Annotated in this window: 23 protein-coding genes; all 23 read right to left on the reverse strand. The window is 43.0% G+C overall.

What is annotated here, in order from left to right:
* The coding region (locus QM870_RS09875) for a GBS Bsp-like repeat-containing protein (protein WP_414369459.1) at positions 1 to 1844 on the reverse strand (1844 nt) is incomplete at its 3' end.
* Positions 1845 to 1989: 145 nt separating this feature from the next.
* Positions 1990 to 3042, reverse strand: a complete 1053-nt coding sequence (locus tag QM870_RS09880) for a galactofuranosyltransferase (protein WP_414369461.1) — start codon at positions 3040 to 3042, stop codon at positions 1990 to 1992.
* 15 nt (positions 3043 to 3057) lie between these two features.
* The gene (gene glf, locus QM870_RS09885) at positions 3058 to 4155 is read right to left on the reverse strand and encodes a UDP-galactopyranose mutase (RefSeq protein ID WP_272145095.1); all 1098 of its coding nucleotides are present in this window, start codon (positions 4153 to 4155) and stop codon (positions 3058 to 3060) included.
* Between the two features lie 81 nt (positions 4156 to 4236).
* Complete coding sequence (locus tag QM870_RS09890; RefSeq protein WP_070665031.1) at positions 4237 to 5394, reverse strand: polysaccharide polymerase; 1158 nt, start codon at positions 5392 to 5394, stop codon at positions 4237 to 4239.
* A gap of 139 nt (positions 5395 to 5533) precedes the next feature.
* Entirely contained in the window at positions 5534 to 6952 is a 1419-nt protein-coding gene (locus QM870_RS09895; protein WP_070665030.1) for a flippase, read from the reverse strand.
* Positions 6953 to 6958: 6 nt separating this feature from the next.
* Positions 6959 to 7984 (reverse strand): zinc-binding dehydrogenase, encoded by a 1026-nt coding sequence (locus QM870_RS09900; RefSeq protein WP_070665028.1) that lies wholly within the window; start codon positions 7982 to 7984, stop codon positions 6959 to 6961.
* 1 nt (position 7985) lies between these two features.
* Complete coding sequence (locus QM870_RS09905) at positions 7986 to 8693, reverse strand: IspD/TarI family cytidylyltransferase (protein ID WP_070665026.1); 708 nt, start codon at positions 8691 to 8693, stop codon at positions 7986 to 7988.
* 55 nt (positions 8694 to 8748) lie between these two features.
* Positions 8749 to 9714 (reverse strand): glycosyltransferase family 2 protein, encoded by a 966-nt coding sequence (locus QM870_RS09910; RefSeq protein WP_070665024.1) that lies wholly within the window; start codon positions 9712 to 9714, stop codon positions 8749 to 8751.
* Positions 9714 to 10808: a non-hydrolyzing UDP-N-acetylglucosamine 2-epimerase gene (gene wecB / locus QM870_RS09915; RefSeq protein WP_070665022.1), complete on the reverse strand. Its 1095-nt coding sequence runs from the start codon at positions 10806 to 10808 to the stop codon at positions 9714 to 9716. Before wecB ends, QM870_RS09910 begins: the two co-directional genes overlap by 1 nt.
* Positions 10805 to 11890, reverse strand: a complete 1086-nt coding sequence (locus tag QM870_RS09920) for a glycosyltransferase family 4 protein (protein WP_070594629.1) — start codon at positions 11888 to 11890, stop codon at positions 10805 to 10807. The genes wecB and QM870_RS09920 overlap by 4 nt, the downstream gene beginning before the upstream one ends.
* A complete protein-coding gene (locus tag QM870_RS09925; RefSeq protein ID WP_371106482.1) occupies positions 11865 to 12590 on the reverse strand; it encodes a WecB/TagA/CpsF family glycosyltransferase in 726 nt (241 codons plus the stop codon). The genes QM870_RS09920 and QM870_RS09925 overlap by 26 nt, the downstream gene beginning before the upstream one ends.
* A gap of 17 nt (positions 12591 to 12607) precedes the next feature.
* Positions 12608 to 13393, reverse strand: coding sequence for a LicD family protein (locus tag QM870_RS09930; RefSeq protein ID WP_023919863.1), 786 nt, complete (start codon positions 13391 to 13393; stop codon positions 12608 to 12610).
* A 3-nt stretch (positions 13394 to 13396) separates the two neighbouring features.
* Complete coding sequence (locus tag QM870_RS09935) at positions 13397 to 14773, reverse strand: sugar transferase (protein WP_070665018.1); 1377 nt, start codon at positions 14771 to 14773, stop codon at positions 13397 to 13399.
* A 19-nt stretch (positions 14774 to 14792) separates the two neighbouring features.
* Entirely contained in the window at positions 14793 to 15485 is a 693-nt protein-coding gene (locus tag QM870_RS09940) for a tyrosine-protein kinase (protein WP_021154082.1), read from the reverse strand.
* Positions 15486 to 15497: 12 nt separating this feature from the next.
* Positions 15498 to 16193, reverse strand: a complete 696-nt coding sequence (locus QM870_RS09945) for a Wzz/FepE/Etk N-terminal domain-containing protein (RefSeq protein WP_049472727.1) — start codon at positions 16191 to 16193, stop codon at positions 15498 to 15500.
* 44 nt (positions 16194 to 16237) lie between these two features.
* Positions 16238 to 16969: a capsular polysaccharide biosynthesis protein Cps4B gene (gene cps4B, locus QM870_RS09950; RefSeq protein WP_414369466.1), complete on the reverse strand. Its 732-nt coding sequence runs from the start codon at positions 16967 to 16969 to the stop codon at positions 16238 to 16240.
* Positions 16966 to 18435 carry an LCP family glycopolymer transferase CpsA gene (cpsA, locus tag QM870_RS09955; RefSeq protein WP_350017307.1) on the reverse strand — a complete coding sequence of 490 codons (1470 nt, stop codon included), beginning with the start codon at positions 18433 to 18435 and terminating at the stop codon, positions 16966 to 16968. Before cpsA ends, cps4B begins: the two co-directional genes overlap by 4 nt.
* A 187-nt stretch (positions 18436 to 18622) precedes the next feature.
* Positions 18623 to 19228: an anaerobic ribonucleoside-triphosphate reductase activating protein gene (nrdG, locus tag QM870_RS09960; protein WP_070665012.1), complete on the reverse strand. Its 606-nt coding sequence runs from the start codon at positions 19226 to 19228 to the stop codon at positions 18623 to 18625.
* Positions 19229 to 19232: 4 nt separating this feature from the next.
* Positions 19233 to 19733, reverse strand: a complete 501-nt coding sequence (locus QM870_RS09965) for a GNAT family N-acetyltransferase (RefSeq protein ID WP_070665010.1) — start codon at positions 19731 to 19733, stop codon at positions 19233 to 19235.
* A 39-nt stretch (positions 19734 to 19772) separates the two neighbouring features.
* Positions 19773 to 19913 carry a hypothetical protein gene (locus QM870_RS09970; RefSeq protein ID WP_141754472.1) on the reverse strand — a complete coding sequence of 47 codons (141 nt, stop codon included), beginning with the start codon at positions 19911 to 19913 and terminating at the stop codon, positions 19773 to 19775.
* 11 nt (positions 19914 to 19924) lie between these two features.
* Positions 19925 to 22135, reverse strand: coding sequence for an anaerobic ribonucleoside-triphosphate reductase (gene nrdD, locus QM870_RS09975; RefSeq protein ID WP_070665105.1), 2211 nt, complete (start codon positions 22133 to 22135; stop codon positions 19925 to 19927).
* 122 nt (positions 22136 to 22257) lie between these two features.
* Complete coding sequence (locus QM870_RS09980) at positions 22258 to 24096, reverse strand: MFS transporter (RefSeq protein WP_070665008.1); 1839 nt, start codon at positions 24094 to 24096, stop codon at positions 22258 to 22260.
* Between the two features lie 168 nt (positions 24097 to 24264).
* Positions 24265 to 25800, reverse strand: a complete 1536-nt coding sequence (cls, locus tag QM870_RS09985; RefSeq protein WP_023919883.1) for a cardiolipin synthase — start codon at positions 25798 to 25800, stop codon at positions 24265 to 24267.
* Positions 25801 to 26011 lie beyond the last annotated feature (211 nt).

The following is a 26011-nucleotide window of genomic DNA, read 5'->3' on the forward strand; positions in this document are numbered from 1 at the left end:
TCTTTCATCCCATTGGCATGAGACCAGAATGGAATCTTCACTTCCTTGTAGCCATCGAAGCCTTGAAGGTTCTTAGCTGTGATGGTGAAGGTGCCGTCTTTTTCTGATTTTGTAATGGTCAGATCAGCTGCGACAGCATTGGCCGGTTTTGTCGCCGTATAATCGATAAAGGCCTTTTTCACAAATTTGTTTTGACCTTGGGCATCTACATAGAAGACCTGCGCTTCGTATTTGCCATCAGCATTTTCGTGGTCACTGGCTTTAGCTGTTACAGTATAAGAACCGTCTGCCTGGCGAGTTGGAGTGTACCAGATGATGTCTTTCATCCCATTGGCATGAGACCAAAATGGAATCTTCACTTCCTTGTAGCCATCGAAGCCTTGAAGGTTCTTAGCTGTAATGGTGAAGGTACCGTCTTTTTCTGATTTTGCAATAGTCAAATCAGCTGATACTGGTGTCTGATTTTTCTTTCCAATAGCTACTGTCGTCGTTGTTCCACCTACACCTGTCATTTGTCCATTGTTCTGAACATAGTAAAGATGGACATTGTAAAGACCGGTTGAGTTTTTATGGTTCTCTGCTTTTACATTGACGGTATAGGTCCCATTTGCTTGACGATTAGCTGTATACCAAACAAGGTCATCTTGACCACCTGTTTCTGACCAGATTGGTACAGAAACGGTTCGAACTCCATTTGGCGCCTTAACATTTGAGATGACAACGTCAAAGCGGCCCGTCATAGTATCGTTATTGACAATGTCAATCTTCCCACTTAAGCTGCCTTCTGTTGGATCCGCTGCAGGTTTTGCGTTCGCTGTGAAGCGACCAGTATAGTCCACACTGTGGTCAAAAAGGTGTTTTCCTGGAAGCAATTCCGCTTGAGAAGTGAACTGCCAGGCGCCGGCTTTCCCATTGTAACGCAAGCTTTTCGCATCGTTTACAGACAGTTTTGGAGAAGGGTATTGGGCAACCCAGAAATTCTGAAGCCCAAATTGAGCGGTGTTGACTGGACCTTTCTTGCGAAGATTGTTTTCATCCAACCAGCTAGCACTGGTGTAGAACATCAAGTTGGTGTAGCCATTTTTACGCATTTCGTCAGCCCAAGCTTGGGTGTTGCGGTTAATGTTTGGCTGCATCTTGGCATCCTCAAAGTCATTGACCATGAGGGTGTTCTTTGGAAGACTCAAGCGTTGCGCCTCTGCAATGTAGAATCGCGCTTCTGCACGCGCCGCTTCCTCAGAAGTATAGCGTGAGAAGTGGTAGGTCGATACTTGTAGACCCGCAGCTTGTGCATTACGAATTTGGTTCTCCGCATTTGGGTTCTTGTACCAAGTGTCTTCTGTCAATTTGACAACGACACCGCCCACACCTTTATTAGCTAGGGTACGGTAGTCTCCAATACTAATGTCTCCGTTATGGCTACTCACATCAACGAATGATTTTGGCTGAACCGCTACATCTGTTGAACGACCAGCAGGAGCGTGAGCGCCTGTGTTAAAGAAGGTCGTGTTTCCTGTGTCAGACGGAAGAGGAGTTTCTTCTTTCTCAGTAGTCGATGCTTCTGTAGTTTTCTCTACAGATGGGGTTCCACTTTCTGAAGCCGCGACCTTGCTCGCAGGTGCCACAGGCTGCTCAGTCACATTTGCTGGTGCTGCATAGTTGCTTGCGACAGGTGCTACCGATTTTTCAGCAACGGCTACTTCTGGCGCTTTTTCAGCTTGGACTTGGTTGCCTTCAGTAGTAGTGGCCTCGTTTGAAACCAGCTCATCTGCACTGACTCCCTGAGCAGATACAGCCATCAAGACTGCCGCTCCGGCATAAAAAATAAGATCTTTCTTTTTCATATAAACTTCCCTTTATACAAATTTTATACGTTAATCATTTTACCACACGGTTTCAGCGATGAAAAGTTTTATAAGGCAAATTTTTAAAATTAGTGATATTTTTTTGAAAAACTAAAAAAAGAAGTCTGTCTGACTTCTTTTAATCTTATGATAAATGCTTTAAGGCTGTCTTTAAATAGTGACCATCTCGGATTTCCTGACCAACACGCTTGGCATTGCCTACCAAATCTTGGTAATCGTCATCTGAAAGATTGTCGATGGTCTCCTTCAAGTCATGAAGAGACTCCACTGCAATCCCACAGCCCTTCTCAAGCACAAAGTGAGACAAGGCTGACTGTTTCCACACCACCAGCGGGAAGCCCGTTGCTAGATAAAGCGACGCCTTGTGAGAGTTGTTGTAGCGAAGGTACTCGCCAAAAACACCACTACAGGTTTCCGCACTATCCCCATCCCAGACAAGTCCAAAACCACCCTCAAGGGCTGCAGGAAGCTCATCCGGTAGGAAGGATCCAAAGTAAGTTTCATTCTCTAAAGCTCTACTTTCATCAAAACCAACACCATAGAGGTTATAGGCAGGTTCTGCAGGAAGACCATAGAGATAACCAGCTTTTTCCTGGGCCAAATTACCTGCCACAATAATTGGCTGATTCTTAGTTAGATCAGTCTTCTCTTGGAAATTTGGAATCAAGTAGTCGAAAATGCCAAGGCTAACAATCTTATCTTCCGCGATCCCTTTATCCACCAAGACAGATTTCATAACTGGATTGTGAGCGATGATCCCATCAGCTGCTTTGAGAAAACTTGCTTCTTGAAGGTACATCCGAATTCTGTGTTTTAAAGGTAGTGACGTCATATTGGCATGGCGGAGCACTTCTAGGTCATGAATCAAGAGATAGACTTTAATCCCTCTTTTTTGTGCCTTTTTAACCAAATGGGTTGAGAAAAAACTATGGTGAAGCATTGGAAACTGGATCAGCAACTCATCTCCTTGCTTTAGTTGATCCAAGGCTTGACCAAAAGCCCTTGCCTTATGGCGTTGAGCCGCAAGGGTACTCATCTGATACCAATTGTCGACAGAAAGGACCAAGGGATGATAGCCTTCTTCTTTCACAATACTTTCTACGTCATTGCGTGCTTTATTTCCTGCGTTCTTTGCGTTGACATCATGCAGGAATTCTTCTTTTAAGTAGTATTTCATAGATTATTGTTTCTTTCAATCAAACTCATTTGCTACAACTTCCAAAGCACGCTCAATAACCACATGCATATCGTAGTATTTATAGTCTGCTAGGCGTCCACAGAAGATGACCTTGTCATTTTTGGCTGCTTCTTCTTGGTACTTGGCAAACATCGCATTATTCTTTTCATCATTGATTGGATAGTAGGGCTCATCGCCTCGTTTCCAATCAGCTGGGTATTCACGGGTAATCACCGTCTTCGGTTGAGTCCCATACTCGAAGTGCTTATGCTCAATGATCCGAGTATAAGGGATTTCACGCTCTGTATAGTTGATCACGGCATTTCCTTGATGGTTTTCCTCATCCAAGATTTCGTGTTCAAAACGAAGACTGCGGTATTCCAATTCCCCATGTTTGTAATCAAAGTACTGGTCAATCATTCCTGTAAAGACCACTTTTTCAGCTGAGCTCTCCAGCTCTTCACGATTGGCGAAGAAATCAACCCCAAGCTCTACTTCTACATCGCCCAGCATGTTTTCAATGATGACGTTGTATCCACCGATTGGAATTCCTTGGTAACGGTCATTAAAGTAGTTATTATCAAAGGTCAAACGAACTGGAAGGCGCTTGATGATAAATGGTGGAAGGTCTGTTGCAGAGCGGCCCCATTGTTTTTCTGTATAGCCCTTGATCAACTTTTCATAGATATCTGGACCAATCAACTTGATGGCCTGTTCTTCCAAGTTTTTCGGTTCAACATCTTTCATGTCAGCTGTCTGCTCGGCAATCTTGTCCTTGACTTCTTGAGGAGTCTTGGTTCCCCACATAGCGTAGAAGGTATTCATGTTAAAGGGAAGATTGTACAGACTGCCCTTGTAGTTAGCTACTGGTGAGTTGATATAGTTGTTGAATTCAGCGAACTGGTTGACATAGTCCCACACTTTTTTGTTGGAGGTATGGAAAATGTGGGCACCGTACTTATGGACGTTGATGCCTTCAACCTCCTCGCAGTAGATATTTCCACCGATGTGATCTCGCTTGTCAATCACTTTTACTTTTTTACCACGTTTAGTAGCTTCATGTGCGAAAATGGCTCCAGACAAACCAGCACCAACAATCAGATAATCGTACATAGTAGACTCCATTATTTTTCTATTTTAAAATATATCTAAGCTCTCAGCTGTATCATAGACTCATAGCTATAGATTAGATCTTCAAATCCCCCCAATTTCCTCACTATAAGAGAGGGAATTGGCCGGCTTTTTCTTGACAACTTCTGTCGCAAAGAGTGTGAACATAAAGATGTTATAAGTCGGTACAAACCAAAATGCTTCAATCATACAGTTAATCGCAATGAGGGACAAGATCGCAACAAATAAATAACGCCCCTTCTTGAATTCATATTTTGAAACAATGACATAAATGCCGACTAATAAAGCAACCGGTACGACACCATATGTAAATAACATCTGAACATAAGACGAATCGACATAATTATAATTGAGGACAGACTCTGTGCTTCCTCCGGATCCAATAAACTGAACCTCTCTTGTTCCGAACCAATTCAAAGGGTATAAATTAAAAGCATTTTTACCCAGGGCTAACCGACCAGTAATGAATTGATTAATTTGGACATAAAGTGGAGATGACCAGGAGAAATGATAGGTCAAGTAGATCATTCCACTTGAAAAAAGGATGACCGAATAGGGCAACAAGTGATACAACTTCAGCTTCTTCTCCTTTGTGAAATAAAAGAAGAGAAAGAGCAAGACAGCGACCAAAAGCGAGATCGCATTCATACGAGCGTCACAGAACTTGATAATAAAGAGAGCTAGAAGAACGCCACTCAGAGATCGTAAGCCAATATACCGATCTTTTAGCAAATAGGAGATTGCGACATAAAGGTAGAAACAATGGGCTGCGAAATCTGTTGGATAGATAAACCCAAATGAATTACGGATAACAGCACCCCGACTATATTGTAAGTTTGGAACAACCTTTAACAGTGACAATAGAAATACTGTAAGGACAATCGTACCTGCAACACCTACATAAGTTTTTAAAATGACTTTCCTATCCGCATTGACCAGCAAAATCATTAAGAGAGAATAAACTAAGAAATTTAACTTATCTGTCTTAAAATAAACCATAACAGCTACCATCAATAACATGGCAGACAAGATTAGATAATGATAGGGAATCGAGATTTTATTAAAAAAACGAAGCAATAAGAGAGCTACAACCACTAAGAGGGAGCTCGCACCAACATGCAAAAAGCCCTTATTTAACATCGTAGTGGATATTGTATTAAAGAAGATCACAATCGAGACGACAAAACCAACCAGTAGATCGTCAAATTTCATTTTTATCATTAAATTACCTGATAAAGAATTTTTAAAGAAAAGCTCATTCTGTCTAGATTGGAATGCCTGCTTAGGGAACACCCCTGCTATAGCATTCTTTTCTAAAGATTTTGTTTACTTAAAAATTCATATCCTTCCTTTCTACTCTCTACTGTTTATTTAAAAATTGTTGTTTTAATTCTTTCACATCTACCACTCTCAGAGATAGGATAGCGATCAGATAAATGATCCCACCAAGCACCGCATACACGAGTACATTCAGGGTAGGGGTGAAATGTAGGAATGGTTTTATAAGGAGCAAAAGGCCATACATCACAGCAGATGCAAACATAATTTTCGTCATCGATCCGATAATTGGAACTTCCCTGAGGTAATGACGGGTATAGTACAGTTGAATCAGCCATACCAAGGATTCTGTTAAGACGGATACAATGGCTGCACCGATAAAACCAAAATGAGGTAAGAAAAGCACATTCAACCCGACACTGACGATAGCAGGAATCGTGGTTGACAGCATAAATTCTTTGTTCTTATCATGTGGAATGAGGATTTGAATCCCCATGATATTGGTCCATCCGATGAAGAACATACGGAAGATCATGATAGCGATGGCATAGCGAGCATCTTGGAAATCCTTCCCTAAGAAGAATCGAACAAAGTCATCGTTGACGATCAGCATACCCGCAATGATTGGGAAGATGACCAAATTATAGATCAAAAAGGACATTTGGTGCATCTTATTGACAGCCTTGTGATCTCCTGAAGCCAAGAGACTCGCCACGCGCGGAAGCATGACGCTTCCTAAAGACGTCACAAGGGTCAGCAAAATATTAACCAATTTCAAGGCCTGGTCATAGATCCCCACATCCTTTGTAGAGGCAAGAGCCCCCAGCATGGTCCGGTCCAAGGTGACATAGAGGGAAATGGCAATCTGCGGTAAAAAGAGCAGAATAACCGGTTTTAAATGCACCCGTGCATAGGCCATATCAAAATGGGCTTTCCCAATAAATTCGCGGGCAGGTAACCACATGCTCAGCTGACCTAAAAGCTCAAAGATGGTGAGTAAGAATACATAGAGATAAAGATCATTGGCAGATTTAACGAACAAGAAGATGGAGATGACTCCAACTAGCTTAACCGTGATATTCCGAACCGTAATCTTGCGGAAGTCCTCTAAGCCCTGAAAAAGCCAGGAAATATCGAGTCCCTTTGAAACCAAACTGAGTCCTAAAATATAGGCCACAGGGTTTTGCATAGAAGGAAGCGCCAAGCACAGCAAGACATAGAGCAGGATGGACACAAAAGTCGCACCTAACTGGAGGGTATAAATCCCCCAGAAATTCTTTTGGATGTCTTTGCGGTGTCCTGAGATCTCCTTTGTTCCATAGTTAGCCACTCCCAAGGTCGCCAAAAGAATAAAATAGGTGACGATGGAGTTGAAATAACCATAGGTTCCTAAGTCATTCGAGCTAAAGACCCGTGTCACATAAGGAGTGGTAATAATCGGTAAGATAATCACCAGCAACTGGTAGGAGAGATTATAGGCGTAATTTTTTAACACTTTCATGACTGTCTACAATCCCCACTTGAAGGCCGTTTTAAACGGTGTGATCAAATCTGTCGCAAAAGCTCGGTGAATATCTGGAATGGTTTGAACTTCTCCATCAACGTGAATAATGTTTTTCAAACGACTTTGGACTCGACGATTAGCCAGCATCTCTACAGCCCGCTCAAAATCCTCACGACCCGAACGAGAAGACCCTACAAAGGTCAAGCCCTTTTCAAGAACATCTCTTGTATTAACCGCGACCCGGTTATCACTAACCCCCATCAACATCACGGTTCCTTGGGGTTTGATATGATCAATAATATCATTGATGGCTGGTTCGCTTCCTTGACCACCAGTACACTCAAAGGCGTGGTCAAACCGTTGATCGTCTGTCAACTCGCTGGTCAAAATTGCTTGATGAATGAAATTAAACAATTGCAGTTTATCATTGTTGCGCCCAACTACAGTTATCTTCAAATCTGGGTAAAGATAGTGCAAAGATGTCGCAACCACATATGAAAGACTACCATCTCCTAAAATCAAAACGGACTCTCTTCGTTGGTGGGCAATGAGGTCAAAGCGATGAATGGCATGCATGGCAACACTACTAAATTCCGCTAAAGCTGTGACTGGGCCCCGAACTTCCTCTGGGTAAGCCACTACACGATCCAGCGGTAAGGCAACGACTTCCTGCATAAAACCATTAAAGCCACTAGACAAGAAGTGCGTCCCCTCCAAATAATTTTCAAAGAAGACACCCTCTGTTTGATGAGGAGGTTGATTGGGAACCATGGCCACAATCTGTCCTGGTTGATAGGTTCCCGTAGGATCCGCTACCACGATACCAGACGACTCATGGATCAGGGCCATGGGTAATTTCTTTTTAAGCACCTTAGGATCCCGTTTTCCTTGATAGTAACGTTGGTCCGCATGACAAATAGCCATGTAATAAGGGCGTATTAACACCTTGTCTCCACGGCTCATGTCTTCTTCTTGGTATTTGATGGTGATATTTTTCGGCTGGGTCAGCTGAAAGATTTGGTTCAACATATTAATTGTCCTCAATCATACCGCGTGCAATTTTCAAATCTGTAATCGTCGTAATTTTAATATTGGAATATTCCCCTTTTGCAAGGGCAACTTTTTTACCATTGATGACAAAGATCTTGCAGGCATCTGTCAAGACTTCTTTTTGTTGGTCACTTAAATCATGATACAAGGCAAGAAAGTCTTTCATTTTGAAGGTTTGAGGGGTTTGACCCTGATAGAGGTATTGGCGTTCAGGAATATCCGTGATAAAGGTATTGTCCAAGCTTTGAACAATGGTATCCGTCGCTTCGACCACTGTATCCACCACATCATGACTCTTAGCTAGTTCAATGTTTTCTTGGATAGTTTTGAGGCTGACAAAGGGACGAACGGAATCATGAGTGACGATAATATCCTCATCTGTTAAAGGTTGCACCTTATCGATAGCCAAGATGATATTTTCGATGGTAGAGTTGCGGTCACTTCCTCCCTCTACAACTAAGATCCGTTCCTTATAAGAAGCCAAGTATTTGTCGACCAGGTCTTCCGTATAAGTCACCCAGTCCGGATGAATTCCCAATACAATTTTCTGAATTTCATGGACCAATAAGAACTTCTCAACGGTATGGATTAAAATAGGACGTCCACCCAAATCCAAAAATTGTTTGGGCATATCCGTAATCCCCATCCGTGATCCTGTTCCACCTGCTAAAATCCCTGCATAAATCATCCTAAACCTCCTGTTTTGTCTCAGTTTCCTTCTTTAAAACATAGCTATTAGCAATCTAGCCTAGTTTTGCTCTCACCTTTTGATACAAATGAGGAGAAAGGAGCAAAAGAAGGTATTTGAGTTTATTTTTTCTTGTAATATGTGAATTGATTAGAATATCTTTCCAATAGCGGCGATACTCTTTGCGAATCTTATTGACTTGGTCATGCATTTGAGAACCTAATAAGGCATGGACCACATGCAAGCCATTAAAGACATAGCGGGTATTGACCGCTTTTTTCATTTCTGGATCATCAGGATAGTCTCTCTCGACATAGGCTCTGTTCCATTCCATAGCCTTGTAAAAATCCAAAAGCCGATCGCTATAAGAAGAATTTACGATACTCCCTGGTCTTCGATAGTATTTATAAAGATTTAGATCGCTGACTGCAATTTCCTCACAACAAGCAATATGCTCATAGGCAATGGCCAAATCTTCATAAATCATTCCTTCTGGATAGGGATGTTGGAGTAAGATCTCTTTCTTGTAGAGTTTTCCTCCTGAATGGGTTCCAACGTGGTGACCATAGAACATTTTTATCAGAGCTGTATGGCGGTCTAATTTCCTAGCGCTCTTTTCATTTAGACCTCCTGAAAAATCTTTATCCTCATGATTTCTGACTTCAATGACCGGGGTCGACACAAGGTCAACATTATACTGATCTTTCAATCCCATTAAATATTCAACAGTTCTACGATCATAATAATCATCAGAATCAAGGAAGATAATCCAGTCAGTTGTTGCAGCTTTCACTCCTGTATTTCGAGCATTAGACAATCCTCCATTTTGAAGATGGAGCACTCGAATACGGTCATCTTCCTGAGCATACTGGTCGCAAATTTCTCCTGATCGATCCGTCGATCCATCATCGACTAAGATGATTTCAATATTTGAATAGGTCTGTTGTCTAAGACTACCGACACTATATTGTAAATACTCCTCGACATTATAGACCGGTATGACAATCGACACCTTTTCCATTATGCTAATCCCTTCATGATAATTTCTACAATCTGTTGACAAGCCGTTCCATCCCCATAAGGATTACTTGCCTGGCTCATCTTCTCGTATTCATCTTGGTCTTCCAGAAGGAGCTTGAAGTTGCGATAGATGTTTTCTTCTTCTGTTCCGACCAATTTCAAAGTCCCTGCAGCCACACCTTCTGGACGCTCTGTCGTATCACGCATGACAAGGACGGGTTTCCCTAAAGAAGGTGCTTCTTCTTGGACGCCACCTGAGTCTGTCAAGATCATATAGCTTTGGTTCATGAAATTATGAAAATCAATCACTTCCAAAGGCTCAATGATTTTCATTCGCTCATTCTCTCCAAAAATCTTGCTAGCCAATTCTCTGACTTTTGGATTTTTGTGAATAGGATAGACCACCTTGACATCTTCAAACTCTTCTAAAATCCGGTTGACTGCACGGAACATGTGCTCCATGGGTTCTCCAAGATTTTCGCGACGGTGGGCCGTCAACATGATGAGCTTGCTTCCTTTTGCCCATTCCAATATAGGGTGGTCGTAGTCTTCTTGGACTGTAGTTTTTAAAGCATCAATAACGGTATTTCCTGTAACGAAAATATTGGTCCGACCTTCTTTTTGAAGATTCTCTTTTGAAACCTGGGTTGGAGCAAAATTGTAATCTGCCACTATGGAAGTAGCTTGACGGTTAAACTCTTCAGGATATGGGCTTTGAAGATTGTAAGTCCGAAGCCCTGCTTCCACATGCCCTACTTTGATGCCCATATAAAAGGCCGCCAAAGCTGTTGCAAAGGTGGTTGTGGTATCCCCATGGACGAGGACAATATCAGGTTTTTCCTCTTCTAATACCGGTTGGATTTTTTCCAAGATAGAGGTCGTGATAGTAAACAAGGTTTGATTGGCCTTCATAATGCCTAGATTATAGTCTGGAACAACACGAAAAACGTCTAACACTTGGTCCAGCATTTCCTTGTGCTGCCCTGTTACACAGACTACGGTTTCAATGGTATCGTGTTGTTTGAGTTCATTGACCAAAGGACACATTTTAATGGCTTCTGGACGCGTCCCAAACACTAACATTACTTTTTTCATTTCGAACCCTTCCTCATCGATTGGTAAAAGTTACGATAGTTGTCTAAAAAGATCGGATAGCTAAACTTGTTATCATAATCTCTCTTTGCTTGAGCAGCTAAAGAGGCTCTTTTCTCAGGATCCCCTGCTAATTGTTTAATTGCTTGAGCTAAGGCTTGCGGATCCTCAGCTGGGACGAGGAGCCCATTCTCAGAATTCACTACTTCGTTCACACCTGGAATATCTGTTGCAATCATCGTTTTGCCGTTCATAAAAGCCTCGATTGCGACCAATCCAAATCCTTCAAAGACAGACGGAAGGACACAAAAGTCAAAGCTATTGATACACTCTACCACGTCGCTTCGGTAGCCCAAAAAATGAATTCTTTCTTCCAGACCGAGCTCTTTTGTTTGATTTATCAAATCATTTTTCAATTCTCCGTCACCGACAAGAAACAAGGATACACTTGGATTTGTCACAAGTGACATGGCTTGGATCAGGTAGGGTAAGCCTTTTTGTTCGGATAAGCGAGCGATACAGCCTATTTTGATACCGTCACATTTAGTAATTTCATTTACTGTATGCTCACTTTGTTTCATTTTCACTCCATTATAAATCACAACAGAGTTTTTTGACCTTACATCATTAAGGATATTTTCCTGGACAGCTTGACTGACAGCAACCGTTCGAGCCTTTCCTAGGGCGAATTTATAAAGTGGTAATTTATCCTTGAAAACATTATGGGCTGTGTAGACATGGATCAATTTTGGATGGCGCATCTGCAGCAAACGAATATAGAAAGCAGCCATCCGGTGATGGGTGTGAACAAGAGTGATCTCATTTTCTTTGATGATCTTGGAAAGACTAGCAAGAATCTTAAGCACAGTAGCTGGCTGTTTGCTATCGACGTCTAGAATCCGATGGTGTTGAATCCCATTCTCTGCTAGTTTTTCTTCCCACAATCCACCAGTAGACGCAACATGAACCTGGTCAAATTCATCCTTGAGGTCTGTCGCCAACTGATAGACAATGCGCTCTGCTCCACCGATACCCATGGTCCGCGAAATGTGCAGAATATTATTTTTTTGCTTTCCGTTTTTCATGTACTACTCTCTTAATAAAAGTGGCATTTCCTACAAAATAGCGCTTAAAGAGGCGTTTTGGTTCATTGGCCACACGGAACAACCATTCCAGATTGGCCTTTTGCATCCACATAGGTGCCCGCTTGATATGTCCTGAAAGGACATCAAAGCTTCCTCCCACTCCCATAAAGACAGAATTGACTCCATTGTCCATAAACTTCTGGATCAAGTACTCTTTTTTAGGAGAGGTAATGCCGACAAAGACAAAATCTGGATCCTTCTCACGAATATCCTCTTGAATAGCCTCCTCCTCTTCAGCAGAGAAATAGCCATTGCGATGGCCCACTACTCGGAGATTTGGATAATCCTTTTTAAAGATGGCCAACATATCGGTCAAGACTTCCTCTTTTGCCCCGAAGAAGTAGACAGAGTAGCCTTTTTCATTGGCCAAATGGAGCAATTCCTGCATCAAATCAATGCCTGCCACGCGCTCTGGTACAGAATAGCCCAAATAGCGCGCTGCGAGAACAACAGAAGCACCGTCTGCATTAATGATTTCAGATTCATTAACTATCTTCTTGATGGCTTCGTCTGTCGCACACTGATTGAGCTTATCTGCGTTGACCCCCATCAAATGGAGTGGTTTTTTATCTCGTACAAATTTTTCTGTAGCAGCAACGGTTTCTGCCATTGTTAAAGGGTCAATTCTGACCCCCATCATTGTAAAACTTTTCAAGCTTATTCTCCCCAAGTGGATTCAAAGTGACCTTTTTGCTCTGATTCTTCAGGCAACTTCATATAATCGCCATAGATCTTTGTCAAATAAGCATCCGGATCAGCATGACCACTGATTTTAATAGTTTCAAAATCAAGGAGTTGTGGCTCCCCAAATACCTCTTTGTAGGCCAATTCTCTCTCGCGATAGGATCCTAAGACATTTCCCACGAGATCACTTGTCTCAAAGTCATATTTTTTAATCGTATTTTGTAACTTTTGATTGATTTTTTCAGTATTTAGTAATTTGTCTAGGTGAAGGATCTTAGAAACCTTCACAATTGAATTTTCAAAGAAACCTCGGTCGCGATTGTGCAATCGATTGATGACAGATATTTTGGAAAGGGCACGGTAATACTTAATTTTATTGGTGTGCAAGAAATAGTGGAAGCCATCTGATGGGTAACCATCTAAAGGAAACACATCGATAAAAGGACTACACACAACCCCACCAAATTCAATTTGAAGTGAGGTATCCATGATAGATGTATTGCCTAAATTATCATCATGGATTCTCAAGATGACATTGCTTGGTAATTCGTTTTGGCAAATTTCCAGAAATTTTTCATAGTCTTTTCTAGGCATGCCCAAATCCATATCGTCATCCCAAGGAATAAAGCCCTTGTGACGAATAGCTCCCAATAAAGTGCCCCCTAAAGCATAGTATCGAAGATTGTGTTTTGTGCAAATCTCAATATACTTTTCTAATAAGGATAGTTCTCCTAATTGAATCTGTCTAACTTTACTCACAGCCTACTTCGCTCCTTCTTTTCTAAGTACAACCTTCACGGTCTTGAGCAGGATCTGAATATCTCTCCAGATCGTCCAACCATCCATATACGCAACGTCGAGTTTGACCACTTCGTCAAAATCTGTAATCTCACTGCGTCCGCTCACTTGCCAAAGGCCTGTAATCCCTGGCTTGAAACTGAGTCGGCGTTTTTGGGCTGGCGTATAGTCTTGGTATTCGTCTACCGTTGGAGGACGAGTTCCGACTAGACTCATATCACCGATCAACACATTGTAAAATTGTGGCAATTCATCCAGACTGGTCTTACGGATAAAGCGTCCGACTGGGGTTACCCGTGGATCGTTTTCCATCTTAAACATCCCACCCGTCATGGTGTTTTGCGCCATCAGATCTTTTTTAATCTCTTCGGCATCCACGCGCATGGAGCGGAATTTATAGAAGTTGAAATACCGTCCGTTCTTTCCGACCCGCTTCTGTACAAAGAAGGCAGGGCCGCCATCTTTACGGATTAGAGGGACCAAAACGATACTCACTAGTCCACAAATCAAGAGACCAAAGAGGGCTCCCGCAATATCCAAGAGACGTTTAGCAAAGACGTGACTCGGCTTGTAGAAATTGGTTGAGAAAGTGACGACACTTAATCCCCCGACTTCTCGAACCCGTTTATTGCCCAAGGAAGCGAAGTTAAAGGCATTGAGATTAACCGATACATCGATCCCCATACTCTCAAACTCCGAGACCAAGTCACTAATATTGTAGTCCTCACTTGGCAGATTAATAAACACTTCATCCACCACTTCCTTGGTCACAAAGTTCATCATTTGATCCGGCTGCACCACCCGTACACCCGAATGGGTGAAATCCGTATCATCCATGACGGTGACACCGATCAGTTCCCCATGATAGAGGCTAGGTGAATGCAGAATATCAAATACCTTTTCCATCCGACTGGTCGCTGTGATCAAGAAAATCTTTCGCGAGCTTTTCCGCCGTGGTGAAACAGACTTCCGGTATCTCTTGAGCAAGAGGTCCATGATATAGACGGAAAACGTATTGAAAAGAAAGAAGTAGATCATCCCTCGACGAGAGATGGAAAAGACCCCATCGAGCATAAAAGAGGTAAAGGTGATCCCAACAGCGAAAAATACATTGTATTTCAAGACCTGAAAGAGCTCATCTAGATAGCCTCTGCTATAAAAACGATAAGCAATATTGCTAATGTAAAAGGCTACAAAATGCAAGAGATAGAGAATGGCAATTGTCTGCGACGTGTATTCTGCATCCTTAAAAAGACTCACAATGTAAGCTGAAAATAGGACAGCTAAACTTTGAAAGAGAACAATATTTAGTTTTTCCAGTTCAATTCTTTCTTCTCCCATTTTCCCTCAATCCTATTCTTTACTTTTTCCCGTACTCTCCGTAAGATCCATATCCACCATATGAACCATACTCAGCAGCTTTAATGTTAAATTTATTGAGCACTACTCCCAAGAAAGGTGTGCCTGTTTGTTCTAATTGGTCCTTGGCCTTTTGGACAGCCTTGCGTCCATTGGCACCAGATTCTGTGATCAAGACAGTTCCATCACAGCGTTGGGCGATAATCGCCGCATCGATCACGACCCCAATTGGAGGCGTATCGACAATGATGTAGTCAAAATGTTCACGCAAGGCATCCATCATCACAGTGAAGTTCTTGCTTTGCAAGAGACCTGTTGGGTTTGGTGCGACCTGTCCAGACTCGATGATATCCAAGTTTGGAAAATCAGTCGCATACAAGATTTGGTCCAATTGACTACGACCAGATAAGAAGTCGGTCAAGCCTTGGATCTTATCCCGACTACGGAAAATCCCTGTCATGACAGAGTTCCGGATATCACAGTCGACCAAGAGGGTCTTGTAACCCGCACGCGCAAAGGCAACAGCCAAGTTGGTTGAAGTGGTTGATTTCCCTTCATTTTCTTGAACAGATGAGATAGCGATGACTTTTAAGTCCACCCCACTCAATTGGATATTCGTCGCAAGGGCATTGAAGTACTCTTCTGCCTTCCGAATTTCTTGTAATTTGTTTTTTGAAATTTCTAACGTATTCATGCGATCCCCAGTCTACAGTTTCTTAATATCTGGCACAATACCAAGCAAGGTTAAGCCCATCAACTCTTCGATATCTTCTGGTCTCTTGACACGATCGTCCAAGACTTCTACTACGACCATGAGCACCACCATGAGGCCTGCTCCAGCAATAAAGCCAAGAAGGACATTGCGTCGGATATTTGGTGAAGAAGGTGATTGAGGCACTTCTGCTTCATCCAAGGTCGTAACGTCTGACACCTTGGTTACAGAGATGATCTTTTCAGCTGCTACATTCCGAAGGCCATTGGCAATACGAGCTGCCTCTTTTGGATTTCCGTCCTTAGCCGTGATCGAAAGGATACGAGTATCTGTAGGAACGGATACACTGATCTTTTTCGACAACTCAGCAGGTGTCATATCGAGTTTCAATTCTTCGATGGCTTGACTCAAGACATTTTGAGAAAGAATGATTTCACGGTAGTCCTTAACCAAGTAAGAACCCGCCTGCAAATCAGAGTTTGTCAAGGCATTGTTGTCTTGGTTTTGACGACTGACCACATAGATCCGGCTAGTACTTTGGTATTCTTTCTTGGCTAAAAAGGCACTGTAGCCAAATGCTGCAATGGCAAAGACAAGAGCGACCAAAACGATCGAAAACTTGCGTTTCCATAGGGTCTTCAGCATAGCGAAAACATCAATTTCCACTGCTTGATTTTCTTGATTGTTCATTTCCTAATTACTCCTTCATGTGGATCTCTCCACCTGTTTTCTGGTTAGATTAATTCATCCGCTAACAAGAGTTCTTGATTGCTGACAAAGAGAGCTTGTGCTCGTTGTTCTCCGTATTCTTCCTTGATCAAGCGATAGGCTTCTGACATATAAGGCGGTCGTTTATCCACATTGTGCATATCACTGGCAACAAAGTGCACTAAGTCTTTTTCTAAGAAGTACCGAGCTCGTTTTTTGAGTTGTTTTTGTTCATCCCCAAAGAGGCGAGGCTTGAGAACACTGGAACTATTGATCTGCATGTAGCAGCCCATGTCAATCATCTCTTGCACGCGCTCCTCATTTTTCTCCAAGCACTTGTAGCGCTCAATATGGGCCACCACCGGTGTCACACCTAGATGGAGCAAACGGTCCAAGGCCGTATGGATCTCCTTATAAGGTGTTCCCATGCTGAATTCAATCAGCGCAAAGCGCGTATCTGCCAAACGTGGAATGATCTTTTCTTCCAGTTTTTTCAAGACATCATTGGTAAAGTAGATCTCTGCCCCGTAATGAATCGTTAAATCTGGCGCGACCTCTGCCGCAATTTTTTTCACTTCTTGAAAATTTTCAGAAATCTTTTCTTCGGGAGTTTCAAACATCCCTTTGCGACGGTGAGAAGTGGAGATAATGGTCCGTACCCCTTGGCGATAGCTTTCTTCCAATAAGGCACGTGTATCTTCTCTTGTCTTTGGTCCATCATCCACATCAAAGACGATGTGCGAGTGGATATCAATCATTTTTCTTTTCCTTCCATTACTTTTTGAATGGTTTCTTTTGCCTTGGTCAAGCTGGCTTGATCCAACTCCATGACATAGAGGTTGTAACCAGGCATAGCATAAGACGGCAAGTCATTTCGTCCTTGACCGGTGATCGCTTGAGAAGTCACCTCATAAGAACCACCCGTTTCTAACTGGGTATTGATCAAGTTCATCATAGTCGGCAACTGCATATTGGTTTGGACAGAATCTTGGAGGTTTCCGATAATCTCATTGTAGTTGCTTAAGACCTTGGTAGAGGTCAACTTTCTGATAATGGCCGCAATGACTTTTTCTTGGTTTTTCCCACGGTCATTGTCGCCACCTTGAAGGGAGTAGCGTTCTCGGACAAAACCGAGGGCTTGCTCTGAATTCAAATGAACCTTTCCAACTGGGAAATGGAACTTGCCATGAAGGCTCGTGAATTCTTGGTCATTTTCCACATCGATTCCCCCTAGAAGGTCAATCAACTTGAGGAAGGAGGTGAAATTGAGACGAACATAATAGTTGAGCTTGATATCATAGAGATTCTCAAGAGTATGGATCGAAGCATCTACTCCGTAGATCCCCGCATGGGTCAACTTATCGTTCTGGTTGTTGCCACCATCTGCAATCGGTACATAGGCATCCCGTGGTGTCGTTGTCAATAGGACTTGTTTGGTCTTCCGATTGACAGTCATGATGATATTGACATCTGAACGTGAAACCGAGGTTACTGGGCCATAGGTATCGATCCCGCTGACATAGATGTTAAAGACATCCGCATTGGCAGACACCTTGCTCGTCGCTGCTACTTCTTTTCGAATCTTGTAGGAATAGATTTTCTTCAACTTCTTCGCATAGTCGGCATCTTCAGCAGCGATAGTATCTTCAAAGGTACTGTTGAGCACCATGGCAGAAGCATTCCCTTCTTGCAGGCTCTTATAGGCATCTAGATAAGTCTGTGCATCGACTACAGAAATTTCCTGACCCTTGGTCTTTTTGATATTGTCCAAGAGGGCAGTGAGATTGGCTTCATTATTGTTGCCCTTTGGTGCCACCACTTCCTTGATTTCTTTGATGTCTTTGATGTCACTGTCTTTCTTGACATAGACAGCCATCTCAAACTCTGTATAGTTAGAATGGCCATTGACATTGCTCGTCAGATTTAGCAGCTGTTGACTAGCAAACAAAACTCCCGAACTAGCCAATAAGCCGACAAGAAGCAAGACCAAAGTTGTCTTTTTGGCCTGATTTTTGATCACAAACCAAGCTGATAAGAGCAAGAGAAGAGCTAGTAGTGCAATCACGAGAACATTGACATAGCGAAAAGCCAAGATGTTATTGGCCAACATAGTATAGGTCGCCCAACTTGCAGTCATAAGCAAAAAAATAAGCAATACGGAATTAATGATTCGCAATTGCCCCCACTTATGTTCTGAACGACGACTCCGTCTCCTTTGTGACATAAATACCTCCAATTAGTCCTAATCATGTTTATTGTAACATATTTTTAGCAAAAAATGCATTAATTATCACTTTTTTGTCCATTATGGACATTTGGAAAGTAAGCGTTTTCAAAAACAAGCAAAATCCCTTGTATACTTATGCAGAGAATCCAAAAAAACCGGGTGAAACACCCGGTTTTTGAAGATCCTACAAAAGATCATCCCGCTTGACTTGCTCAAAACTTTCCTTGCCATCATTGAGCTTGTCCCAGATGACAACCTTTCCTTCTTTCAATGATTTTTGAACATCAATAATCCGCTGGTTGGAAGAACCACGAAATTGCAACATGAGGTTGCGCTTGCTTTTATCATACCGTCCATCGACCAGGATATCAATCAGCGACAATAGCTCCAGTTTATCAGGCGTTTCTAACATCATTTCTTCCCAAGTGTAGCCGGTCCAAGACCAAATATCTTTTTCTGGCAATTCTTTCCGAATACGTTTTACAAGGGGTAAAAGAATACCGGTATTAAGAAATGGCTCTCCCCCAAGCAGGGTCAGGCCTTGGACATAGGGTTGGGCCAGATCTTCCATGATCTGCTCTTCCAATTCTTTGGTATAAGGAATGCCTGCATTGAAAGACCAGGTCGCTACATTGTAACAGCCCTCACAGTGAAACATGCAACCTGAAACATAAAGCGAATTGCGCACCCCTTCGCCATCGACAAAGTTAAAAGCCTTGTAGTCGATGATGCGCCCTTGACTCAGTTCCTCACTCTTCCATTCGCCTGGTTTAGGTGTATTCCATGTCATCCTTCTACTCCACTTCTATCCAATAACGCTCCGTTCCATTTCGAACATCCTCCAACTGACCACCATTAGCTAAGATAACCGCTCGGCTGGCAGGATTTTCCGTGCTACATGTCACCAGAGCACGATGGATGTTCTTTTCTTTAGCTAGTTGCAGACCTTGATGAAGAGCTTCTTTTGCATAGCCTTTGCCCCTTTCAGAAGGGCGGATGGAATACCCGATATGACCAGCATAATTCAGCAATCCCTCATTTAGTCTCAGCCGTAGATTCAAAAAACCTAAAGCATGGCCTGATTCATCAAACAATACGAACTGAATTGATGGAACGCGATTTTCAGGCAAGTTTATTCCCATTTCTTTATTAAGGTTAGTTTCTAGCCACTCCTCATAATCAAAGTTCTCAGCATCCCAAAAGCCGCCGTCGTGGGCCGATTGGGTCTCTTCGAACTCTGCCATCATGTTTAGAATGGTTTCTTTATCTGCTAATGTTGGTCTACGTAATTCCATCTTTACCTCCCCCTATACGAGAAAAGCGAGAGCGAACTCTCACTTTTTCTTATTCTTATTTAAAAATTGTTCTCTCAGGCTGGCTACTCGGTCTTTTTTATTGACTCCACCTGTTGAATGCTTCTCGTGGAATCGTTGCACCTGAGCCTTGCCCTTATCATCTAATTGGTATTTTCCCATAATGTCCTCTTCTAGTCTGTCACTTCATGTCCACCATACTTGATGGTAGACCCGTTCATGTGTTTGACACGCGCCGCGATTTCCTTGTGACGGCCATTGACCATCGGACGAGCTTGAGGGTTTCCTAGATAACCACAGGTCCGTTTGACCACATCGACCGTTTTCGGATCGCTATTGCCACAGTTTGGACAAGCAAATCCGCGCTCAGTCGGCGTGAAATCTCCTTCAAAATCACACTTGTAACAACGGTCAATCGGCGTATTAGTCCCGAGATAACCGACCCAGTCATAGGCATAATCCCAAACCGCTTCAAGGGCTTTGGGATTTTGTTGGAGCACAGGGTATTCACAATAGTGGATAAAGCCACCAGAAGCCCCTGCTTCAGGATAAACTTTTTCAAAATCCAACTTCTCAAATGGCGTTGGGTTCTTACGAACATCGTAGTGGAAACTATTGGTGTAGTATTCCTTGTCTGTGATATCTGGGACCTTCCCAAATTTCTCCGTATCCAGGCGACAGAAGCGGTCTGTCAAACTTTCTGACGGTGTCGAATAAATAGAGAAGTGGTAATCATACTGGTCAGACCATTCTTCCACGCGCGCTTTCATATCCTTGATGATATCGATCGTGAATTGTTTGGCTTCTGGATTGTGTTCCCAATTTGGACCATAAAAGACGGTTGCAACTTCATAGAGACCGATATAACCAAGAGAAACGGTTGCTCTGCGATGACGGAAGAGCTGATCTACCTGGTCATATTTGCCCAAGCGTTTCCCGAAAGCGCCATATTGGTAAAGAATCGGTGCATTAGCTGGTGTCGCTTCTTTGGTGCGTTCCACCCGGTAAACCAAGGCATCTTCAGCGATGTTCATCCGTTCATTAAAGATTTGCCAGAACTTCTCCTTGTCTCCGCCAGATTCCAAGGCAATCCGAGGTAAATTGACTGTCACAACCCCTAGGTTCATTCGGCCAGAATTGACTTCTACGCCATTCTCATCCTTCCAACCTTGAAGGAAAGAACGACATCCCATCGGCACCTTGAAGGAACCTGTCAACTCGACAATCTTGTCATAAGACAAAACGTCTGGATACATGCGCTTCGTCGCACATTCCAAGGCCAATTGCTTGATATCATAGTTAGGGGTTCCAGGTTCTAGGTTGAGCCCCCGCTTGAGGGTAAAGATCAGTTTTGGAAAGATAGCGGTCCGATGTTCCGATCCAAGTCCCTTGATTCTGATTTCCAAAATCGCCTTTTGGATTTCCCGCTCGAAGCGATTGGTTCCAAGACCAAAGCCAAGCGAAGTAAAGGGAGTTTGCCCATTTGACGTAAAGAGGGTATTGATCTCATATTCCAGCGATTGCATGGCATCATAGATATCTTTTTGAGTCTTGCTCCAAGCATAGTCCTCTTGCTTTTCAGGAAGCACCCACTCTTTGGCATCTGCCAAGTGTTTTTGGTAGTTCTTTTCTGCATAAGGGGCCAGGACCTCATCGATCCGGTCAGCTGAACAGCCCCCGTACTGACTAGAGGCTACATTGGCAATAATCTGCGAAATTTGAGCCGTTGCAGTTTGGATGGATTTAGGACTTTCTACTTCTGCATTCCCAATCTTAAAGCCATTTCTGAGCATGCCTTCAAAATCGATCAAACAGCAGTTAGTCATCGGTGTATAAGGGCTATAGTCCAAATCATGGTAGTGGATATCCCCTTTTTGATGGGCATTGGCTACGTGTTTGGGCAACATTTTGAGACCAATAGACTTACCGACAATCCCTGCCGTCAAGTCCCGTTGCGTATTAAAGACATCGCTGTCCTTATTGGCATTTTCATTGACAACCGCTTGGTCCTTGTTGAGGAGCTTGCCGATGGTAAAGTTGATATCCGTCGCTTTTGAGCGCTCAAAATCCCGCTGCGTCCGATAAGTAATGTAGCTCTCAGCAATCGCATATTCATTGGCTTGAAGCAATTCATGTTCGACAACATTTTGGATCTCATAGATCTTCACGCCATTTGGAAAACGTTCCAAGATCTCTGCGATCACACGATCGACAATAGCTTCTAGTTTGGCTTCCATCACTGGAGTGAGAGAAGTCACTTCTTCTGTCGCCTTCAACAAGGCTTTATAAATTTTTTCAACATCGAATTGAACACGGCGGCCATCTCGTTTTTCAACAAAAATATCCGGGGCCATTCTCAGTTTTTCTTCTCTCAAGGTGATCATACCAAACATGCCTCTCTTCATTTATTTACATACAAGTTGTATTATACCACTCCAAAAATAAAAATCAATATCTTGTGGAAAATTTTATAAAAAACTTTCTAAAGCACAAGATATTGATTTTCTTAAGAGCGTTGATAGAGTTTGAAATGACGGTATTTCTTCTCAACGAGACGATAATTTTCTTTGAGCAAGTCCTTCATTTTGGAGGTCAATTCTACCTGATTGTTGACCACAATATACTTGGGTTCAGACCGATCGATTTGTTGGATCACATTGGTCCGATTTTCATTAATTCCCAGATAAGACGTTGGGGTCAATAAGGCAGAAGCTGCCAAACGATCGCTTTCTTGATAGAGAGTAGCTGTCGTATCCCAAGCATAGATGGTATCTTTCGACTTGGTGTGATGTTTAATGTAGCTGGCAATAGCGCTCCGTTCACTCGATTGACCAGACTGAAGCACGACATCTTGAACCACTGGATTCGCCAAGAGATAGACGAGGGCTACTAGCGGTAAGAAAACTTGGCTCGTAAAGTAAGCGGCCCAAACTTCCTTGTTTTTCTTCTTCCGACCACGACGTTCGATCCCATCGTTTTCTTCCCCATCTCGTGAGAACCAGATCGCAAACAAAGGAAGAACAAATGGCAACATCGGTAACAATTGGTAAGCGCCTTGTTCAGGAAGACCAATCGACACAATGAGGACCACCAAGCTACCTGCCCATCCCATAAAGCGGAAGATCCGGCGAGCACTGCTATTTTGCTTCGTAAAAGACATCAAAAAGGCAGAGACTAGGCCAAAGGCCAGCGCCAACAGTCCATAATAAATGGCATTACTGAAGGTCTGTCCATTGCTAAAATTCAAGGCATTAAAGACATAGGTTACTTGGTTAATGGCATAGCCAAAAGTCTGATTCAAAACGGTGATATAGCCAATTGGATAAAAGACGAGTGAAAAACCAAGGAGAGCTGCTAGCAGTTGATAAAAGCCACGCGCCCATCTCTTCTGCTTGATGTTAAAGGCTGTTAATCCAAGGAAGGCCAACAAATAAAACAAGGCACTGGTCATCGGATCAATCAAGAAAGCCACAGCTGCAATCGCACCATAAAGGATAAAGCCTTCATCCTTACGATGCCCAATCAAATAAGCCAAAATGAAATTCATGCTGGCAAATAGGATTGGAAGACTAAAGAGAGTCACATAAGTTCCTCCAAAACCAAGGCCTAGCACCAAGAAATAAAAGAGTAACTGGACATTCTTCGCTGTATCTTTATCAGACACCAGCAAGCGCACAACCCGATAGAGATAGGTACCCGCAAAGAAGAGGGCAATCGCTTGGAGGATCATCAAGATCCAATGTCCACCAGCTAAACTTCCCAACCAGTTGATTGCATAATAGAGCAGACCATTGGTTCCGTAAAAATCACCAAACGGTACTTGCCCCTTGGTCATTGCCCAGCCAGCATACAAGTTTTGCGATTGTTGATTGGTGGCAAAACGGGTTAAAAATGGCACCCCGACATGCAGCAAACTAATCAAGAGACTCAACACAAAAGGAATCGCTAGGGGGACTGGACGCTTAGCTTGACGACGGATCGGCTCAACTGCCACATCTGCTTCTAGCTCTTCCGTATTCTCTTCTACCTTCGATGCTTCCGCTTTTGTCGCTTCAACTCCCGATTTACGAGAACGGCGACTCATCCGACTGAGCGGTTGCTCCGCTTCCTGTTCCAATTCTTGTGTAGGTTCTGCTATTGCTTCTGGCTTGGCATCACTAATTTCCTCTGATGCCTCCATTGCAACCGGCTCCTCCAAGACTTCTGCCTGCTGGCTATGAGTCGGCTCTTCTTCACGAAAGACTGATTTATCTAGCACTTCGCGAATTTCACGTGTATCCTGAAAACTGTCTCCCACGTGAAGCCCTAACTTTTTCGAAGTCATTTCTTGCTCTTTTTCGCTCATTCTTTTTCCTTTTCTTCGCTATTCCTCTGCTCTTTCCTTTTAGAAAAAAGCCCATTATCTTCTCTAGTATACCAAATTCTGCCGACCATGTCAGCCTCTTGCCACATAGTCCTATGGAAAAAGAGTCAGGCATCTCGATTCCTGACTCTGATTTTCGTTTTTATACATTTACAACATCGGTGCGAACAATTGCATAATTTCCTTGATTAAGCTTTGGTGCCATGTAAAGCGGAAGGTATCCTCTGTAATTTCTTGAGACACTTCAAAGATATGGTCAAAGTCCTCACGAATCTTTTTCAAGGCAGGCGTCCGATACATCCAGACAGCATTTTCATAGTGATGGACCAAACTGCGGTAATCAAAGTTAATCGACCCTACAACCGCCATTTCATCATCGGCAAGAACTTGCTTACTGTGGACAAAACCAGGCGTGTACTCATAGATTTTCACACCAGCATCCATCAGATCCAAGTAAGCCCCACGCGTAACAATTTGGATCAATTTTTTATCCGGAATATGCGGGGTCACGATGCGAACATCCACCCCACGAAGGGCCGCATTGCGGATATCTTCTGTCAAATCATAATCGATGATCAAGTAAGGAGTCGTGATATAGACGTAATCCGTCGCTTGGTTGATCATATTTTGATAAACCGTCTTTCCGACCTGCGACTTGTAAATCGGCTTTGGTCCACTCCCATAGGGAATGTAGAGCCCTTCTCCTTCGACCGCCTTATTTTCAATATGGTAGCGGTCAAAATCCTCGATTTCCCCACGGTTGATGTACCAGTTCATGAGGAAGAGTCGCGTTAAGGCCTTAACAGCTCGTCCATCCAAGCGGATGGCACTGTCCTTCCAGTGACCAAACCGCTCAATGTGGTTGATGTACTCGTCTGCCAAATTGACACCACCCGTATAGCCGATCTGCCCATCAATGACCAGAATCTTGCGGTGATCTCGGTTGTTATAAGCCACTGTTAGACGGGGGATCACCTTGTTAAACTTATGGGCATCAATCCCCATCTTTCTCAAGCGTTTGGTATAGTTCCCAGCCAAAGTCGCCATACAGCCGATATCGTCATAAAGGAGTTTGACTTCGACCCCCTCTTTCACTTTCTGCTCTAAAATCTCTAGGATACTGTTCCACATCAAGCCCTCATCAATGATGTAAAACTCGATGAAGATAAATTTTTTCGCCGCTCTCAGATCCTCTAGTAGTTGCTCATACATCTCCTCCCCTAGAGGGTAAAAGGTTGATGCCGTCCCATTGTAGAGATCCGCATTGTGATCCATGGATAAAATCGACTTGACCAAGCCATAAACCGCCTTGCTTTCTTGCTTGAGCTCCTTACGCAACTGATGACTATTGTCCTCTCGAAACTTCATGGACTCCATATTTTTCAGCTGGATCATTTCCTTTTTGGACAAACGTCGCTCTCCAAACATGAGGTATAAAAGCGATCCAAAGACAGGAATGACGGCAATCAAGAGCCAGGTCACCTTATTTTCAGGCGGGGTATTTCGATTAACAATAGCTAAGATTGTCGACACATATAAGAGCCCAATGACTGCAACAGATAGCCAATGAGGGAACCATCTATTAAGCCAGAAGAAGGCCGCAAAGGATGCCCATAGTTCAAAGCCCATAAACAAAATACTAAATCCATATTTGGACATTAATAGACGTAATTTTCGAAAGGTCACAGCATCCTCCTTTTTTCTTTCTACTAGTATACCAATTCTTTTTACCCGTTGCAACGACCAACCAAACCCCTTCTAGACAAACAAAAAGAGAGTGGGACAGAAGTCCTAGCCTCTCAATTATTTTTGGATTGTCGAGCAAGACGCAGTGGTTGAGTGGGCTCTACTACGCTGATTTCATCAGCTTTTACAGCCCTACTCAACTGTGCGGAGG

It is taken from the genome of Streptococcus parasanguinis, assembly GCF_047463195.1.
GTDB lineage: Bacteria > Bacillota > Bacilli > Lactobacillales > Streptococcaceae > Streptococcus > Streptococcus parasanguinis_R.

Bases quoted from the DNA above. Each gene is read 5' to 3' on its own strand.
- QM870_RS09880 (WP_414369461.1), bottom strand. From the start codon at position 3,042: ATGAAATACTACTTAAAAGAAGAATTCCTGCATGATGTCAACGCAAAG.
- glf (WP_272145095.1), bottom strand. From the start codon at position 4,155: ATGTACGATTATCTGATTGTTGGTGCTGGTTTGTCTGGAGCCATTTTC.
- QM870_RS09890 (WP_070665031.1), bottom strand. From the start codon at position 5,394: ATGATAAAAATGAAATTTGACGATCTACTGGTTGGTTTTGTCGTCTCG.
- QM870_RS09895 (WP_070665030.1), bottom strand. From the start codon at position 6,952: ATGAAAGTGTTAAAAAATTACGCCTATAATCTCTCCTACCAGTTGCTG.
- QM870_RS09900 (WP_070665028.1), bottom strand. From the start codon at position 7,984: ATGTTGAACCAAATCTTTCAGCTGACCCAGCCGAAAAATATCACCATC.
- QM870_RS09905 (WP_070665026.1), bottom strand. From the start codon at position 8,693: ATGATTTATGCAGGGATTTTAGCAGGTGGAACAGGATCACGGATGGGG.
- QM870_RS09910 (WP_070665024.1), bottom strand. From the start codon at position 9,714: ATGGAAAAGGTGTCGATTGTCATACCGGTCTATAATGTCGAGGAGTAT.
- wecB (WP_070665022.1), bottom strand. From the start codon at position 10,808: ATGAAAAAAGTAATGTTAGTGTTTGGGACGCGTCCAGAAGCCATTAAA.
- QM870_RS09920 (WP_070594629.1), bottom strand. From the start codon at position 11,890: ATGAAAAACGGAAAGCAAAAAAATAATATTCTGCACATTTCGCGGACC.
- QM870_RS09925 (WP_371106482.1), bottom strand. From the start codon at position 12,590: ATGATGGGGGTCAGAATTGACCCTTTAACAATGGCAGAAACCGTTGCT.
- QM870_RS09935 (WP_070665018.1), bottom strand. From the start codon at position 14,773: ATGGGAGAAGAAAGAATTGAACTGGAAAAACTAAATATTGTTCTCTTT.
- QM870_RS09940 (WP_021154082.1), bottom strand. From the start codon at position 15,485: ATGAATACGTTAGAAATTTCAAAAAACAAATTACAAGAAATTCGGAAG.
- QM870_RS09945 (WP_049472727.1), bottom strand. From the start codon at position 16,193: ATGAACAATCAAGAAAATCAAGCAGTGGAAATTGATGTTTTCGCTATG.
- cps4B (WP_414369466.1), bottom strand. From the start codon at position 16,969: ATGATTGATATCCACTCGCACATCGTCTTTGATGTGGATGATGGACCA.
- cpsA (WP_350017307.1), bottom strand. From the start codon at position 18,435: ATGTCACAAAGGAGACGGAGTCGTCGTTCAGAACATAAGTGGGGGCAA.
- nrdG (WP_070665012.1), bottom strand. From the start codon at position 19,228: ATGACATGGAATACACCTAAACCAGGCGAATGGAAGAGTGAGGAACTG.
- QM870_RS09965 (WP_070665010.1), bottom strand. From the start codon at position 19,733: ATGGAATTACGTAGACCAACATTAGCAGATAAAGAAACCATTCTAAAC.
- QM870_RS09970 (WP_141754472.1), bottom strand. From the start codon at position 19,913: ATGGGAAAATACCAATTAGATGATAAGGGCAAGGCTCAGGTGCAACGA.
- nrdD (WP_070665105.1), bottom strand. From the start codon at position 22,135: ATGATCACCTTGAGAGAAGAAAAACTGAGAATGGCCCCGGATATTTTT.
- QM870_RS09980 (WP_070665008.1), bottom strand. From the start codon at position 24,096: ATGAGCGAAAAAGAGCAAGAAATGACTTCGAAAAAGTTAGGGCTTCAC.